General features: G+C 33.8%; 17 protein-coding genes. 14 read left to right on the top strand and 3 right to left on the bottom strand.

The window, feature by feature from the left end:
- Positions 1 to 21 precede the first annotated feature (21 nt).
- The 14 genes from RM538_RS00500 to RM538_RS00435 all read left to right on the top strand — a co-directional run bounded on the left by RM538_RS00500 (position 22) and on the right by RM538_RS00435 (position 12977).
- Complete coding sequence (locus RM538_RS00500; protein WP_311331431.1) at positions 22 to 582, top strand: hypothetical protein; 561 nt, start codon at positions 22 to 24, stop codon at positions 580 to 582.
- Positions 583 to 802: 220 nt separating this feature from the next.
- Entirely contained in the window at positions 803 to 1918 is a 1116-nt protein-coding gene (locus tag RM538_RS00495) for a PQQ-dependent sugar dehydrogenase (RefSeq protein WP_311331430.1), read from the top strand.
- 7 nt (positions 1919 to 1925) lie between these two features.
- The gene (locus tag RM538_RS00490; protein ID WP_311331429.1) at positions 1926 to 2381 is read left to right on the top strand and encodes a c-type cytochrome; all 456 of its coding nucleotides are present in this window, start codon (positions 1926 to 1928) and stop codon (positions 2379 to 2381) included.
- 78 nt (positions 2382 to 2459) lie between these two features.
- A complete protein-coding gene (gene udk, locus RM538_RS00485; RefSeq protein ID WP_311331428.1) occupies positions 2460 to 3083 on the top strand; it encodes a uridine kinase in 624 nt (207 codons plus the stop codon).
- 1 nt (position 3084) lies between these two features.
- The gene (locus tag RM538_RS00480; RefSeq protein WP_311331427.1) at positions 3085 to 3420 is read left to right on the top strand and encodes an FtsB family cell division protein; all 336 of its coding nucleotides are present in this window, start codon (positions 3085 to 3087) and stop codon (positions 3418 to 3420) included.
- Positions 3413 to 4780 carry a methylmalonyl-CoA mutase subunit beta gene (locus RM538_RS00475; protein ID WP_311331426.1) on the top strand — a complete coding sequence of 456 codons (1368 nt, stop codon included), beginning with the start codon at positions 3413 to 3415 and terminating at the stop codon, positions 4778 to 4780. Before RM538_RS00480 ends, RM538_RS00475 begins: the two co-directional genes overlap by 8 nt.
- The gene (locus RM538_RS00470; protein ID WP_311331425.1) at positions 4770 to 5369 is read left to right on the top strand and encodes a hypothetical protein; all 600 of its coding nucleotides are present in this window, start codon (positions 4770 to 4772) and stop codon (positions 5367 to 5369) included. Before RM538_RS00475 ends, RM538_RS00470 begins: the two co-directional genes overlap by 11 nt.
- A 4-nt stretch (positions 5370 to 5373) precedes the next feature.
- Entirely contained in the window at positions 5374 to 7503 is a 2130-nt protein-coding gene (gene scpA, locus RM538_RS00465; RefSeq protein ID WP_311331424.1) for a methylmalonyl-CoA mutase, read from the top strand.
- 298 nt (positions 7504 to 7801) lie between these two features.
- The gene (locus tag RM538_RS00460) at positions 7802 to 8563 is read left to right on the top strand and encodes a ParA family protein (protein WP_311331423.1); all 762 of its coding nucleotides are present in this window, start codon (positions 7802 to 7804) and stop codon (positions 8561 to 8563) included.
- Positions 8564 to 8569: 6 nt separating this feature from the next.
- Positions 8570 to 9469: a ParB/RepB/Spo0J family partition protein gene (locus RM538_RS00455; RefSeq protein ID WP_311331422.1), complete on the top strand. Its 900-nt coding sequence runs from the start codon at positions 8570 to 8572 to the stop codon at positions 9467 to 9469.
- Positions 9459 to 10052, top strand: coding sequence for a DUF5683 domain-containing protein (locus RM538_RS00450; protein WP_311331421.1), 594 nt, complete (start codon positions 9459 to 9461; stop codon positions 10050 to 10052). The genes RM538_RS00455 and RM538_RS00450 overlap by 11 nt, the downstream gene beginning before the upstream one ends.
- Positions 10049 to 10747: a 4-hydroxy-tetrahydrodipicolinate reductase gene (gene dapB / locus RM538_RS00445; protein ID WP_311331420.1), complete on the top strand. Its 699-nt coding sequence runs from the start codon at positions 10049 to 10051 to the stop codon at positions 10745 to 10747. The genes RM538_RS00450 and dapB overlap by 4 nt, the downstream gene beginning before the upstream one ends.
- A 23-nt stretch (positions 10748 to 10770) precedes the next feature.
- Positions 10771 to 12354, top strand: coding sequence for a signal peptidase I (gene lepB / locus RM538_RS00440; RefSeq protein WP_311331419.1), 1584 nt, complete (start codon positions 10771 to 10773; stop codon positions 12352 to 12354).
- Positions 12355 to 12356: 2 nt separating this feature from the next.
- Complete coding sequence (locus RM538_RS00435) at positions 12357 to 12977, top strand: WbqC family protein (RefSeq protein WP_311331418.1); 621 nt, start codon at positions 12357 to 12359, stop codon at positions 12975 to 12977.
- A 1-nt stretch (position 12978) separates the two neighbouring features.
- Here RM538_RS00435 and RM538_RS00430 read toward each other — a convergent pair whose 3' ends face one another.
- From RM538_RS00430 to RM538_RS00420, 3 genes are read right to left on the bottom strand one after another with little or no spacing between them, the layout of a single operon-like run.
- Entirely contained in the window at positions 12979 to 13995 is a 1017-nt protein-coding gene (locus RM538_RS00430; RefSeq protein WP_311331417.1) for an endonuclease/exonuclease/phosphatase family protein, read from the bottom strand.
- A gap of 29 nt (positions 13996 to 14024) precedes the next feature.
- Positions 14025 to 14903, bottom strand: coding sequence for a rhomboid family intramembrane serine protease (locus RM538_RS00425; RefSeq protein ID WP_311331416.1), 879 nt, complete (start codon positions 14901 to 14903; stop codon positions 14025 to 14027).
- Position 14904: 1 nt separating this feature from the next.
- Positions 14905 to 15681 (bottom strand): rhomboid family intramembrane serine protease, encoded by a 777-nt coding sequence (locus RM538_RS00420; RefSeq protein ID WP_311331415.1) that lies wholly within the window; start codon positions 15679 to 15681, stop codon positions 14905 to 14907.

The raw sequence follows: 15681 nt of genomic DNA, 5'->3' as shown, positions 1-15681 counted from the left end.
ACTTAATTGATATAGTGACAGATGGAACAAATAAAAATAATATTCTTTGCTCTAACTTCCTTTTTTGGAATTGAAGACGGTAAAATTGCCGCTGATAAAACGACCATTACAATTTACCCTGAGAATAAAGAAATTGAAATTATTCAAGAAGACCTATTTTCAATTATACAAACAGAAAAAGATAGCCTATTAGTCTTAGACCAATGGAATAAATTGCTTGATTTAAAAAAAGGAAACACAACTTGGTCTAAAGAGCTAGATAGTTTTCCTGTTAAGAGTTTTGACTATACATCTATAAAAAACACAATTAAACCGCATTTAATTCTAAGTTATTCAAAAGAAGAAGATTTAAGAAACTTAGGGATTTGGTATAATGAAAATAAAAATCAATTTTCGATTAATCATATTCCACAACATAACACAAAAACTAGTGACGGGAGTTTAAAAGGAAACTATTGGGTTTTTAACGGTGAGAGTAAATTTAGTTTTACAATTGAACCTTTTCTTCAAATGCCTGAGAAGTATCAAAAATTAAAACGACCTTTAAAAAAATTAACTCCAACTATAAAAAAGGAAGAATAAAAGCAGATAACAATTACTTTGTAAATTACTCTAGTATTTTTCTGTGATTTGGTTGCTTAAACACACAACTTATCTTTTACAAAGCACATGATATTAAATTAAACTCACATCTTCTAAACCTAAAGCACATTACCACGTATAGAATAAAAGTTAGTTAAAACATTATAAAAGCCTTCCTACTCCCTACTCTTTTTTGTAATTTTAAAATTAAAACAGTACGATGAAATCTTTATATCTGCTTGCATTAATTACGCTTCTCTTTTCTTGTAATGCGCCACAAAAGAAAAAGGATGTCGCTCTCAATACCGAAACCAGAGACTATAGTATAGAAACTGTTGTCGAAGATTTAAGCAATCCTTGGGGGATGACATGGCTGCCAGATGGCAGTATACTTATTACAGAAAAAAGCGGCGAGCTCATTCATTTTAAAAATGGAACCAAAACAAATATTGCCAATGTTCCAGAGGTATATAATCGTGGTCAAGGTGGATTGCTTGATATTGAAGTACACCCAGACTATAAAAATAATGGTTGGCTCTATATAACATACGCTTCTAGTGAAGGCGAAGGGTCTGGAGGGAATACAGCTTTAATTAGATGCAAATTACAAGATAATTCGCTTGTAGATATTGAACAATTGTATAAAGCAACTCCTAATACAACTAGAGGTCAACATTTTGGCTCTAGAATCGAGTTTGACAATGACGGTTATCTATATTTCTCTATTGGAGAGCGAGGTGCTCGTGATGTAAATCCTCAAGACATTACCAGGGATGGTGGTAAAATTTATCGTTTGTATGATGATGGTCGTATTCCAGAGGACAACCCTTTTGTGGATGTTAAAGATGCTAAAACAGCAATTTACACCTACGGAAATAGAAACCCACAAGGAATGGACAAACACCCACAAACAGGTGAAATCTGGATTCATGAACACGGACCAAAAGGCGGTGATGAAATAAATATTGTTAAAAAAGGAATTAACTATGGATGGCCGGTAATTTCGTATGGTATTAATTATAGTGGTAGTAAGTTTACTGAAATCACTAAAAAAGAAGGAATGGAGCAGCCTGTTTACTACTGGACACCTTCTATTGCTCCCTGCGGAATGACCTTTGTAACAGGAAATAAGTATCCAGACTGGAAAAACCATTTACTAGTTGGCTCTTTAAAATTTAACTATGTTGAACTAGTAAAACTAGAAGGAAATAAAGTAATTGACCGTCAAAAAATAGCCGAAGATGTTGGAAGGGTTCGTAATGTAAAACAAGGCCCTGATGGGTATATTTACATAGGAATTGAAGGTCAAGGTATTGTAAAAATAGTTCCAAATTAGAATAAACATGAAAAAGAGCATCATAGTACTTGTAGCAATAACCCTACTTGCGTGTAACAATTCAAAAAAAGAAGAAAAAGAAACCATAAAAATTGGGCAAAACACAGTAAACACCTCTGTTAAACAAACTCCACTTGAAAAAAGCATAGAACGCGGTGCTGTTGTTTATAAAGATTTTTGTGTGCAATGTCATTTACCTACTGGAAAAGGAGTTCCTGGAAACTTCCCTCCTCTTGCAGGATCAAATTGGTTAACCGAAAAAAGAACCGAAAGCATCCATGCGGTTAAGTATGGACAAAAAGGAGAAATCAAAGTAAATGGAGTAACATATAACGGGATTATGACTCCTATGGGACTAAGCGATAAAGAAATCGCAGATGTGCTAAACTATAGCATGAATAGCTGGGGAAACACCCAAAAAGTAATGGTTACAGAAGAAGAAGTTGCTAAAGTCTCTAAATAATTTTAGCGTTAAAAAACCTTAAAAAAGTCCTTTCCTACTCCTTAACTAATTTCCTACCTTTGTGTAAATTTCCAAACTATGCTCATAATAGGAATTGCAGGAGGAACGGGATGTGGTAAAACTACTGTTGTAGATCAAATTGTAGCAGAATTACCAGCAGATGAGGTCTGCGTAATTTCTCAAGACTCGTATTATAAAGACACATCACATTTAAGCTACGAAGAACGTGTTAAAATTAATTTTGACCATCCTAATTCTATAGATTTTGATTTATTAGTCTCTCATCTTGAAGAGCTTAGAAACAACAAACCTATTGAGCAACCCGTTTATTCTTTTGTAGAACACAACAGAACTGGAGAAACAAAAACAACACATCCAAGAAAGGTAATAATAGTAGAAGGTATTTTAATTTTAACCCATCCAGAAATTAGAGATCTGTTTGATATTAAAATTTTTGTGCATGCAGATAGTGATGAGCGTTTAATACGCAGATTAAAGCGAGATATTGCTGAACGAGGCAGGGATCTTGACGAAGTCTTAGCGCGCTATCAAACTACATTAAAGCCTATGCATAATCAATTTATAGAACCTACTAAGGAGTTTGCAGATATTATTATTCCAACTAATAGATACAATACAGTTGCTGTAGATGTAATACGCACTATTGTAAATGAAAAACTAGCAAATTCTAGAGAGATATAAGATGAAGTTTTCAGAAATTAAAAATAAAAAGTGGTTTAAAATTTTAGCAAGCACCTATGCTATCATAATAATTCTTTTTATAGTATGGATGCTTTTTTTTGATACTAATTCTTATTTAATTCATAGAGAACTAGATAATGACATTAATGCACTAGAAGAAAATAAAGAATATTACAAAAAGGAAATTGAAAAAGATAAAGCCTTTATAAATAAAATGAAGGATAGTAATGAGGTAGAAAAATTTGCAAGAGAAAAGTATTATCTCAAAAAAGAAAACGAAGATATTTATATTATAGAACACGAAGACAGCTTAAAAAACAAGAATAAGAATGAATAATTTGTGGAAAGATTTTGATAGCGTTTCTGCAAAACAATGGAAACAAAAAATACAAGTTGACCTTAAAGGGGCAGACTATAACGATACGCTGGTTTGGCAATCTTTAGAAGGAATAAATGTAAAGCCTTTTTATCATCAAGATGATTTTGAGAATTCGTTTAACCCTATTCCCGGTCAACCCAGTAATTGGAACATAGCCCAAAGCATTTATGTAGATGACGAAGTGATTGTTAATGGGATAGCGCTAAATGCAATTGATAAAGGTGCAGAAGCCATAATAATTATTGCAGAGGAACTATTTGATATTCCTGCAGTTTTCAAAAATTTCCCTTTTGATAAAGTTGCCATTTATTGCAAATTTTCATTTTTATCTCAAGAGTTTTACAACGAACTCATTGCTTTTTTTTCAGAAAAAAAAGCAACCATTTATTATGGTATTGATTTAATTGGAAATCTAACTAAAGACGGAAATTGGTTTCACTCACTAGAGAAGGACCATCAAATTCTTGAGAATTTAGTTCAAAATAGTTCGGTTATAAACAGTATTGGAGTAAATACAGCTACGTATCAAAATGCGGGTGCAAACTGCGTCCAGCAACTAGCGTATGGTATAGCACATGCTAACGAATATTTAAATCATTTTTCTGAAACTAACAAAGAAATAAATTTTACGTTTACAGTTTCAGTAGGATCTAACTACTTCTTTGAAATCGCAAAAATACGTGCACTCAGGTTACTACATGCAACTATTGCAGATTTGTATAAATGTAATGTGAATTGCCATATACTAGCTGTTCCATCAAAAAGAAATAAAACACTTTACGATTATAATGTGAATATGTTACGTACTACTACAGAGTGTATGAGTGCAGTACTGGGTGGTGCAGATACAGTAGCAAATTTACCGTATGATGCCATATACCACAAGAGTAATAAATTTGGCGAGCGTATTTCAAGAAACCAATTATTAATATTGAAAGCTGAAAGCTACTTTGACACCGTTAGCAATGCTTCAGATGGCAGCTATTATATTGAAGCATTAACCCAAGAATTAGCCGAAAAAGCATTGACTCTTTTTAAAGATATTGAAAGAAATGGAGGTTTTCTATCTCAACTAAAAGAGGGAACTATTCAGAAAAAAATAAAAGAAAGCGCTCAAAAAGAACAAAGTCTATTTGACGAAGGAAAATTAAAGTTATTAGGGACAAATCTTCAACCCAACCTTGAAGACAAAATGAAAGAGAATTTAGAGCTCTATCCTTTTGTTAAAACAAAACCCAGAAAAACGCTCTTAGAGCCAATTATAGAAAAAAGACTATCTGAAAACCTAGAAAAAGAAAGACTTGAAAATGAAAAATAATCTACTATTTTATATTGTATTAACTTGTACCGTATTGCTAGCATCCTGTGGACAGCAATCAAAAAAAGTAACTCATAAATATCAAGACCAACCAAGGGTAGTATATTGTAAACAAATAGATACTGTATTGGTTAAAGAAGCATTTTATAGTTTTAAAGAAGACGTAGCTTCTTATTACAACAATCAAGGTTACGAAAAAGGTAGTTTACCTTACTACCACAACGGGTTTACAAAATATGTAAATAGTTTAATTGGGAATAATGCTTCGTATAATTTAGTAGCTTCAGAGCATTCCAAAAAATTAGCAAGAGAGTTAAAAAAGCATCCAGAAATTTGGACTATTAGAGATGGAGAAACCATCCCTAACTTAGAGTCTTCTTTCTTAAAATGTATTACTAAGGATATAGATGACTTTCCGTTAAAAGCATTAATCACTAAAGTGTATCAAAAAGGGAGTATTTCTAGAGAAAATATGCTAGCCTCCTACTATAAAAATGTTGGAAAAGTACATCAAGATAATAGTTTTTCATTGTTTTTAGCATTAGATACATTCTATGCACACCTAGGAGAAGAAACTGAAAAAGAGTAAAATAATGCCTAGAAAAAAAGTTCAAGACATATCATTATATCAAACTACAAAGGAAGCTATTAATGCATCCAAAACAGTTACAACTGCCGAAGATATTGTAGTTAAAAAAGAGTATACAAAACAAGACTTAGCTTCGCTTTCACATCTTGACTTTGTTGCTGGGATAGCGCCAAATTTAAGAGGGCCCTACTCTACTATGTATGTTCGTAGACCTTGGACAATACGTCAATATGCTGGGTTTTCAACTGCCGAGGAGAGCAACGCTTTTTACAGACGTAATCTTGCAGCAGGACAAAAGGGACTTTCTGTAGCATTTGACTTGGCAACCCATAGAGGCTATGATAGTGACCATGAACGTGTGGTAGGTGATGTTGGGAAAGCAGGAGTGGCAATTGATAGTGTGGAGGACATGAAAGTTTTATTTGACCAAATCCCATTGGATAAAATGAGTGTTTCAATGACTATGAATGGTGCCGTGTTACCCATTATGGCTTTTTACATAGTAGCAGCTCAAGAACAAGGTGTCACGCTAGAAGCACTTTCTGGAACAATACAAAATGATATTTTAAAGGAGTTCATGGTACGTAACACTTACATCTACCCACCTACTCCTTCTATGAAAATTATAAGTGATATTTTTGAATTTACTTCGGCAAACATGCCAAAGTTTAACTCTATATCAATTTCTGGATACCATATGCAAGAAGCGGGTGCTACTTGTGATATAGAGTTAGCTTATACATTAGCTGACGGTTTAGAGTACATTAGAACTGGAATAAAAGCTGGGATGGATATTGATAGCTTTGCACCAAGGCTTTCCTTTTTCTGGGCTATTGGTATGAATCATTTTATGGAAATTGCAAAAATGCGTGCTGCTAGAATGTTATGGGCTAAGCTAGTGAAGCAATTTAATCCTAAAAACCCAAAATCATTAGCACTTAGAACACATTGCCAGACTAGTGGTTGGAGTCTTACAGAACAAGATCCATTTAACAATGTTGCAAGAACTACTATTGAAGCTGCTGCTGCAGCCTTTGGAGGTACCCAATCCCTACACACTAATGCCTTAGATGAAGCGATAGCCTTACCAACAGATTTTTCGGCTAGGATTGCTAGAAATACACAAATCTACTTACAAGAAGAAACACAAATTACAAAAACAGTTGATCCTTGGGCTGGAAGCTATTATGTAGAAAGCCTTACAAATGATATCGCAGAAAAAGCTTGGAAACTAATTGAAGAAGTTGAAGAGTTAGGAGGAATGACTAAAGCAATCGAAGCAGGTATTCCAAAACTTAGAATTGAAGAAGCAGCTGCTAGAAAGCAAGCAAGAATAGATAGCGGTCAAGATATTATTGTGGGAGTTAATAAATACAGACTTGAAAAAGAGGGTCCGCTACAAATTCTTGATGTAGATAACCAAAAAGTAAGGCAATCGCAGTTAGAGCGATTGGCTGTCTTAAAAGACAAAAGAGATACTGCAAAAGTTAATCAGAATTTAGAAACATTAACAGCATGCGCTAAGACAGGTAAAGGAAATTTATTAGCTTTAGCTGTTGAAGCTGCAAAATCTAGAGCGACCCTTGGAGAAATTAGTGACGCGTTAGAAGTAGCTTTTGGTAGATATAAAGCACAAATAAAATCGTTTAGCGGCGTGTATAGCAAAGAAATAAAGAAAGATCCAAGTTTTGAAAAAGCCAGAGCTATGGCAGACCAATTTGCTGAGTTAGAAGGCCGTCGTCCTCGTATTATGATTGCAAAAATGGGGCAAGATGGTCATGACCGTGGTGCCAAAGTAGTAGCAACTGGCTATGCAGATGTAGGATTTGATGTAGATATTGGACCTTTATTTCAAACCCCTAAAGAAGCTGCAAAACAAGCAATAGAAAACGATGTACATATCCTTGGTGTATCTTCTTTAGCTGCTGGACATAAAACCTTAGTCCCACAAGTAATCGAAGAAATGAAAAAACTAGGTCGTGAGGATATAATGGTAATTGTAGGCGGTGTAATCCCGGCACAAGATTATCAGTTTTTGTTTGATGCTGGTGCAGTAGCTGTCTATGGGCCAGGAACAAAAATTAGTGATGCTGCTATTGAGATGTTACAGATTTTGATTGATTCTGTTGCGTAGTTATTTCTTTAAAAATTGTTTTCCAGTTATACCTTAATGTTCTGAATTGAATTGAATATTCCTTGGCACTTGTATTTATAAGTATGAATTTTCACTTTGTTCAAAAAACAATCGCATCATCAAATATGTTCAATAAAACCCAAATTATCTTATAACTATCTCATAATAAGATGATGATACTTAATTGCTTAAAAATGAGTTCCCCTTGTTCCTCAAAATTGTTCACTATCTGTTAACAATTTTCATTTTCTATTGGTAGAATAAGTTGTACTTTTAGTTTTTATTTTTAGCACAATTAATGGGTAAAATTATTGCAATAGCAAATCAAAAAGGAGGTGTAGGAAAAACTACTACATCGGTGAATCTAGCGGCTTCGCTAGGTGTACTTGAAAAAAAAGTATTATTAATTGACGCCGATCCTCAAGCAAATGCCACTTCTGGTTTAGGAATTGATGTTGAAAATGTAGAAGCTGGAACCTACCAATTATTAGAACATACCATTGCAGCAAAGGATGCTATTATTTCATCAAACTCACCAAATCTTGATCTTATCCCTGCTCATATAGACCTTGTTGCTATAGAGATAGAGCTCGTAGATAAAGACAAACGAGAGTACATGCTTAAAAAAGCAATTCAAGATTTAAAAGCAGATTATGATTTTATTTTAATAGATTGTGCTCCTTCTCTTGGTTTACTAACTCTAAATGCTCTTACTGCGGCAGACTCTGTGATAATACCTATACAATGCGAATACTTTGCGCTTGAAGGGCTTGGAAAACTTTTAAATACTGTAAAAAGTGTTCAGAAAATTCATAATAAAAATCTAGATATCGAAGGGTTATTATTAACCATGTACGACTCCAGATTACGCCTTTCTAACCAAGTGGTTGACGAAGTTAAAAAACACTTTGACGAAATGGTTTTTAAGACAATCATTCAACGAAATGTACGTTTAAGTGAAGCACCTAGTTATGGTGAAAGTATAATTAGTTACGATGCAGGTAGTAAAGGTGCCAACAATTACTTAAGTTTGGCACAAGAATTAATTGAAAAAAACTAGTAACAGATGGCGAAGGCTACAAAAAAACAAGCCCTTGGAAGAGGACTTTCGGCATTACTGAAAGACCCAGAAAATGATATAAAATCTGCTGAAGACAAGAACGCAGATAAAGTAGTGGGTAATATTGTTGAGCTTGAATTAAAAACAATTGAAGTAAACCCATTTCAACCTAGAACTAGTTTTAATGAAGAAGCATTACGAGAGTTAGCTTCATCTATAAGAGAATTAGGCGTTATACAACCAATTACAGTTAGAAAACTTGGTTTTAACTCGTATCAACTTGTAAGTGGAGAACGCCGTTATAGAGCTTCAAAATTAGTAGGGCTAGATACGATTCCTGCTTATATTAGAATTGCAAATGACCAAGAGTCCCTAGAAATGGCTCTTGTTGAAAATATTCAAAGACAAGATCTTGACCCAATAGAAATAGCGTTGTCTTACCAACGTCTTATCGAAGAGATAGATATCACACAAGAAACATTGAGTGAACGTGTAGGTAAAAACAGGTCTACTATAACCAACTATTTGCGCCTTCTTAAACTAGATCCAATTATCCAAACTGGTATGCGAGATGGGTTTATAAGTATGGGACATGGACGTGCATTAATAAATATTGAAAACACAGGGGATCAACTAGATATTTATGAAAAAATAATAACAGATAAGCTTTCGGTACGTGCTACAGAAAATTTAGTACGTGATTACAAGGCTCCTAATGATGCACCCAAGAGCACTCCAAAATCACTTCCTAATTTTGCTAATAAAGGCAGAAAACAGCTAAGTGATATTTTAGACAGCAAAGTGAATGTTAAGCTAACAAATAGCGGAAAAGGGACTATTGCTATTAACTTTAAAGACAAAGAAGACTTCTTAAGGATTATAGAACAAATTAAAAGTGAAAAATAGTATTCTATTTATACTATGCCTTCTGTTCTCTGGTTTTATTGCAGCACAAACTACAGACAGTCTTTCGGTTAAAAAAACCGAAGAGCTAGTTGTTGACCAAACAGTTGCAAAAGAACCTTATGACCCTTTACGCCCTTCCCGAGCAGCTTTTTATTCTGCTGTATTACCAGGACTAGGGCAAGCCTATAACAAACGCTACTGGAAAATTCCAATTATTTATGCAGGAATGGCTGCCGGAATTTATTTTCATATTCAAAATGATAAAGATTATGATCGCTTTAGAAATGCATACAAAAGAAGGTTGGCTGGTTTTACAGATGATGAATTCTTTGGCGATGGTGAGACACCTATAATCTCTAATGAAAGACTTATTAATGCCCAAGAAACAGCTCAAAAAAATAAGGATGTAAGTATTATTGTTGCCCTTGCTTTTTACCTAGTCAATATAGTAGATGCTAATGTTGATGCCCATTTAAGACAGTTTAATGTTAGTGAAGATCTTTCTATTTCTCCCAATTTTGAAATTGACCCAATTCGTGTTCAGGCTAATTACGGACTTTCATTAAAATTTAATTTAGAATGAAAATAGCATTACTTGGCTACGGTAAAATGGGTAAAAAGATTGAAGAGCTAGCAAAACAAGCAGGTCATACCATAGTTTATAAGAAAGGAAGTTCTTTAGAAGAAGGTTCTTTGAATAAAGCTGATGTCGCTATCGAATTTTCCGTGCCAGAAACAGCAGTTGCAAATATTACTAGATGTTTTGAAGAAGGTATTCCTGTTGTATCAGGCACTACCGGCTGGCTGGATCACTACAAGAAAATAAATACAATTTGTAAAAACTGTAACGGAAGTTTTATTTATGCGTCAAACTTCAGCGTTGGTGTAAACTTATTTTTTAAACTGAATGAATTTGCTGCAAAACTATTAGCACCTTGGGATGAATACGAGGTGAGTATGGAAGAAATTCATCATATAGAAAAAAAAGATGCGCCTAGCGGCACTGCAATTTCATTAGCCGAAGGTATTATGGAGCACAGCAATAAAGAAAATTGGACCTTAGAAAATCCTTCAGAAAAGGAAATAGAAATTACCGCAAAAAGAATTAAAGATGTAAAGGGAACACACACTATTATGTACGATTCTACTATAGATTGTATTCGCCTTACACATGAAGCACATTCTAGAGATGGTTTTGCAAAAGGTGCTATCTTAGCGGCTTCTTGGTTACAAGACAAAAAAGGAATTTATACCATGCAAGATGTTCTTGGTATTTAAAAAATAGAAAAAGATTAGTAAAGATGAGTTGGACAGGTTGGTTATTATTTTTTGCAATTCTACAAGTAGTTCACTTTTTAGGCACTTGGAAGTTATACAAAAAGGCAGGAAGGCAAGCTTGGGAAGCAGCAGTCCCAATTTACAATGCAGTTGTTTTAATGAAAATAATAAATAGACCATGGTGGTGGACTATTTTACTGTTTATTCCAATCATTAACCTCATTATGATTCCCGTTGTATGGGTAGAAACAATTCGCAGTTTTGGAAAAAATAGTGCGTTAGATACTGCTTTAGTACTTTTAACATTTGGGCTTTATATTTACTATATTAATTACACACAAGATGTTACGTATGTTGAAGACAGGAGTCTAGTACCCAGAACCTCAGCGGGAGAATGGGTTAGTTCCATTTTATTTGCAGTAGTAGCGGCAACTCTAGTGCATACATATTTTATGCAGCCATTTACCATACCAACTTCCTCTTTAGAAAAAACACTACTAGTTGGAGATTTTTTATTAGTAAGTAAGTATCATTATGGAGCACGAACTCCTATGACTTCGGTAGCACTACCTATGGTACATGACACTATTCCAGTTGTAAAGTCTAAATCATATTTAACAAAACCGCAGTACCCATATTTCAGGCTACCCGGTTTTCAAAAAATAAAGCGTAACGAAATAGTAGTTTTTAACTGGCCTGTTGATACGGTAAATGCTTTTCAGCAATGGGGGGATGGAAAATATTACTATAAACCCATTGATAAAAAATCTAATTATGTAAAACGCTGTGTAGGTTTACCAGGGGATTCTCTTGAGGTAAGAGATGGATATGTATATATTAATGGTAAGCAAAATGAATTACCAGAGAGAGCCAAGTTACAATTTGGTTATGCATTTAGAACGTCTAGGCCTTTAAATCCTTCGTATGCAAAAGAACAATACAATATCAGCGATTTATATATAGCTGACAAAGAACAAAGCTATCAGGTTTTTCAGGCACATATGACGGATGAAGAATTTAAAAAATTTAAAAACTATCCGTATTTAGATACTATTATAAAAACTACACTGCCAAAGGGACAATTGTCTCGTGGTACTTTCCCTAATGATGCAAGATATCCTTTTAATAATGACCATTTTGGGCCTATTTATATTCCAGAAGCTGGAAAAACAGTAGCGATAACTACAGAAAGTATCCCTTTTTATAAAAGAATTATTGAAGTGTATGAAGGAAGTGAGCTTGGTATAGAAAATAAAATATCACAATCCGGCACCCAAGTATTACTTAATGGACAACCCATTACTGAATATACCTTTAAAATGGACTATTACTGGATGATGGGAGACAATAGAAATAATAGTGAGGATGCAAGAACTTGGGGTTATGTGCCATTTAATCATGTAGTAGGAAAACCTGTATTTGTTTTTATGAGTTGGGATGGAAAAGCGCAAGGAATTAAAAATAAAATACGTTGGGAGCGTCTCTTTACAACTGTTGGCGGTAACGGTGAACCCGTTTCCTATTTTAAATATTTTATAATAGCACTTATTGGTCTGTTTGCCTTTAACTTTTTTAGAAAAAAGAGGAAAGAAAAAGCTGCAAAGTAGAAATGATGGATATTTTAGTTCATCCCACCTATTTCCCTTGTATAGTACAAATGGCTGCAATTGTACAGGCCAAGAAGGTAGTTTTTGAAACTGACGATACTTACCAAAAACAAACCTTTAGAACACGATCTTATATTGCGCATAGTAATGGCAAACTTTTGCTTAATGTACCCATAAAACATAGTGGAAATGGAATACGACAAAAAATGAAAGATTTACAAGTTGAAAATGATTTTCCATGGCAGTCACACCATTGGAAGTCATTACAGTCTGCCTATCGCACTTCTCCATTTTTTGAATATTATGAAGATGATATAGCACCACTTTTTACTGAAACAGTAAATCATTTATTAGAGCATAATATTTCAATTTATAAATTACTTGCAGAGTTAATTGGCATTGAAACACCTATAGACTTCACCACCGAATATTTTTTTACTCCAGAACAACAAGACTATAGATATCTTGCAAAGTCTAAAGAAATTAATTTTAAAGTCCCTAAGTATACACAAGTATTTGAAGAAAGTCATGGTTTTTTACACAACCTCTCTATTCTAGATTTATTATTTAATGAGGGGCCTAATACGTTGGGTTATTTGGAAAGTATGTCTCTAAAACTTTAATCTATTCTTTGCTAGGCCAACCAAAAGTAGCTACAAGTGGATAATGGTCTGAAAATGATTCTTTTATTGTAGTAAAGTTAATTACATCCAATGATTTTGAGCTTAACATATAATCAATCCGCATTGGATAACCATCAAACTTAAAAGTAGTGCCTAATCCACTACCGCGTTCTACAAAGGCGTCATTCATATCCTTCTGTAATGCATGATACGTGTAAGAAAAAGGTGTGTTATTAAAATCCCCTGTAATAATAATTGGGTGTTTAGTGTTCTCTTTATGAGAAGCAATCAACTCTAATTGCTCTTGTTGTTTTACAAAAGTTCTTGCTAGTCTTTTTCGTAAACGCTCTTTATCACCCTTTTGTATAGAGGTAACTGTAGGAGAAATCCCTAAAGACTGCAAGTGAATATTATATACTCTTATTGTGTCATTATTTTTTACAACATCTACAAATAAGCCATTATTAAATGTCTTATGGAAGTCCAATGAGCCTTTATCACTAAAAGGGTATTTTGATACTATAGCGTGCCCCATATTCGCATTCTCATCTTTATAATAAATATATTGATAAGGATACGCTGCTAAATTAAGGTGTGTTTTTTTGTAATATTCCTGTATACATATAACATCTGGCGCTTGCTCTTCTAGCAGCAAACTAAGCTGGGGTAATACATCATCTTTTGCTTCTTTTTCATAAGCATTAAATAATCGTACATTATAAGTAAGTACTTTTAGGCTGTTGTTATAATCCTCAACAGTACCACTAGAACCAAACTCTAAAAATGGATTAAAATGAAAGTAAGCTATAACTAAAATAAGTCCAGAAACTAATAGCTTTTTCTTTCTGCGTAACAACCAATAAAGCAGAAATATAATATTGAGTAAAATAAGAGGAGATACTGCTAGACTTAAAAGGGAGATTGTAGGAAATGATTTAGGAGGAACATACGGAAGGACAAAAGAAAGTACAAGCAAAAATGCACAGATAACATTTGCTCCAAAAATTAGTTTCCCCAAAAAACCTATCTTATTCAAATACGAGTATTTTATTCTTTTCCAGCTTTAAATAAAAAGTCTTTCTCAGCTTTTGTTAAGCTTTCATAACCACTTTTACTTATCTTATCTAAGATAGCATCTACTTTTCGTTGGTTATCTGTTTTCGTTTCACTTGTAGTAGAACGTTTTGTTTTTTGTTGTGTTGTTTGTGTTCTATGTACTTTTTTAAATGGCTTCTTTTTTCTGGGAGTAAACAAATCAGAAATCCAATCCATAAAGTTAGTAAACCAAGCACCAATATCATTTCCTTTCGCTAATTGCTGAGCATAAAAATACCCAAAAACTCCACCTCCTATATGTGCTAGTAAACCACCTTCATTCCCAGAAGCAGGCAAACGCACTAAGTCCATTACAAATAAAAAGGCCGCAATTTGCCACAATTTAATAGTAAATGTAAAAATTCTAAACGCTGTATTAGGTGTATAAGTAGCTATAAAGACCATAATAGCAGTTACTGCTCCAGAGGCACCCAACAAATAAGCATTTTTCCCTTCAAAAACTGGGAATAGGTTATAAGATAAAACATATAACAACCCACCAGCAATAGCACCCACAAGATAAATAGTGAGAAAGCGTTTGCTATCAAATAAGTTTAAAACAAAATTCCCAAACCAATACAACCATAACATATTGAAGAGGATGTGGAAAAAATCATAGTGAATAAAAGCATAGCTAATAAAAGCCCAAGGTTGTAAAATAAACTCTGAAAAAGAATCAGGCAGTACAAACCAACTAGTAATTGTAAATAAATCAATGTTAAAAAAGAACCCTGTAAGCCTAACAAAAATAAAAATGAGTGCATTAAGCACAATCAACTTTATATGAACGGGTGCTGTTTTGTATTGATATGTTAAACTGTTTGCTGCCATATTAATTCCAACGCGTATTGTTCATACTATTCTTTTTCCAGTAATATGCCATGATAAAACCAAATATAGCTCCACCTATATGCGCCCAGTTAGCAATGTTTTGTCCAAATAGTGAAAACCCTGTAACGCCTGAAAACAAATCCAATAATAATAATCCGGGTATAAAATATTTAGCTTTTATTGGTACTGGGAAGAAAAGTAACATTAATTCTGCATTAGGATATAATAACCCAAAAGCTACTAAAACACCATATACAGCTCCAGAAGCTCCTACTGCTCTACTATAATATGCGTCTACCATTCCACTAAAATCTGAAACTGGAAAACCTTCTGGAAGGTTAACTTGATAGTTTCCAGAACCAGAGCTGGTAGCTTGACGAATAACATCATTAATCATTTCAAAAATTTGAGCGTCTGCGTAACCAGCAGCAGTTAAGGCGTCAAATCCTGTCTTAAAATAATAATAATTTACAAGTGTATGTATTAAAAAAGCACCAAGTCCAGCTGAAAAGTAGAAGAACAAAAACTTATTGCGTCCCCATTGCATTTCTAGAGGAGAACCAAATGCCCATAGAGCATACATATTAAATATTAAATGAAAAAGCCCTCCATGCATAAACATGTGGGTTATGGGCTGCCAAAATTGAAAATTTGGATTTTCAAAGTAGTATAAAGAAAATAATTTATAAAGCAAGTCACCATCAAGCAACATAGTTCCTAGAAAGAAAATAACATTGATTATGATGAGTACTTTTATAGTTTCGGTTATCCTACCCAT

Origin of the sequence: Patiriisocius hiemis (assembly GCF_031846325.1) — a bacterium.
Lineage (GTDB): Bacteria > Bacteroidota > Bacteroidia > Flavobacteriales > Flavobacteriaceae > Patiriisocius_A > Patiriisocius_A hiemis.
Note: the sequence above shows the minus strand (reverse complement) of the source record. Positions and strands in the feature narration are given on the sequence as shown.

Bases quoted from the DNA above. Each gene is read 5' to 3' on its own strand.
- RM538_RS00500 (WP_311331431.1), top strand. From the start codon at position 22: ATGGAACAAATAAAAATAATATTCTTTGCTCTAACTTCCTTTTTTGGA.
- RM538_RS00495 (WP_311331430.1), top strand. From the start codon at position 803: ATGAAATCTTTATATCTGCTTGCATTAATTACGCTTCTCTTTTCTTGT.
- RM538_RS00490 (WP_311331429.1), top strand. From the start codon at position 1,926: ATGAAAAAGAGCATCATAGTACTTGTAGCAATAACCCTACTTGCGTGT.
- udk (WP_311331428.1), top strand. From the start codon at position 2,460: ATGCTCATAATAGGAATTGCAGGAGGAACGGGATGTGGTAAAACTACT.
- RM538_RS00480 (WP_311331427.1), top strand. From the start codon at position 3,085: ATGAAGTTTTCAGAAATTAAAAATAAAAAGTGGTTTAAAATTTTAGCA.
- RM538_RS00475 (WP_311331426.1), top strand. From the start codon at position 3,413: ATGAATAATTTGTGGAAAGATTTTGATAGCGTTTCTGCAAAACAATGG.
- RM538_RS00470 (WP_311331425.1), top strand. From the start codon at position 4,770: ATGAAAAATAATCTACTATTTTATATTGTATTAACTTGTACCGTATTG.
- scpA (WP_311331424.1), top strand. From the start codon at position 5,374: ATGCCTAGAAAAAAAGTTCAAGACATATCATTATATCAAACTACAAAG.
- RM538_RS00460 (WP_311331423.1), top strand. From the start codon at position 7,802: ATGGGTAAAATTATTGCAATAGCAAATCAAAAAGGAGGTGTAGGAAAA.
- RM538_RS00455 (WP_311331422.1), top strand. From the start codon at position 8,570: ATGGCGAAGGCTACAAAAAAACAAGCCCTTGGAAGAGGACTTTCGGCA.
- dapB (WP_311331420.1), top strand. From the start codon at position 10,049: ATGAAAATAGCATTACTTGGCTACGGTAAAATGGGTAAAAAGATTGAA.
- lepB (WP_311331419.1), top strand. From the start codon at position 10,771: ATGAGTTGGACAGGTTGGTTATTATTTTTTGCAATTCTACAAGTAGTT.
- RM538_RS00435 (WP_311331418.1), top strand. From the start codon at position 12,357: ATGATGGATATTTTAGTTCATCCCACCTATTTCCCTTGTATAGTACAA.
- RM538_RS00425 (WP_311331416.1), bottom strand. From the start codon at position 14,903: ATGGCAGCAAACAGTTTAACATATCAATACAAAACAGCACCCGTTCAT.
- RM538_RS00420 (WP_311331415.1), bottom strand. From the start codon at position 15,681: ATGGGTAGGATAACCGAAACTATAAAAGTACTCATCATAATCAATGTT.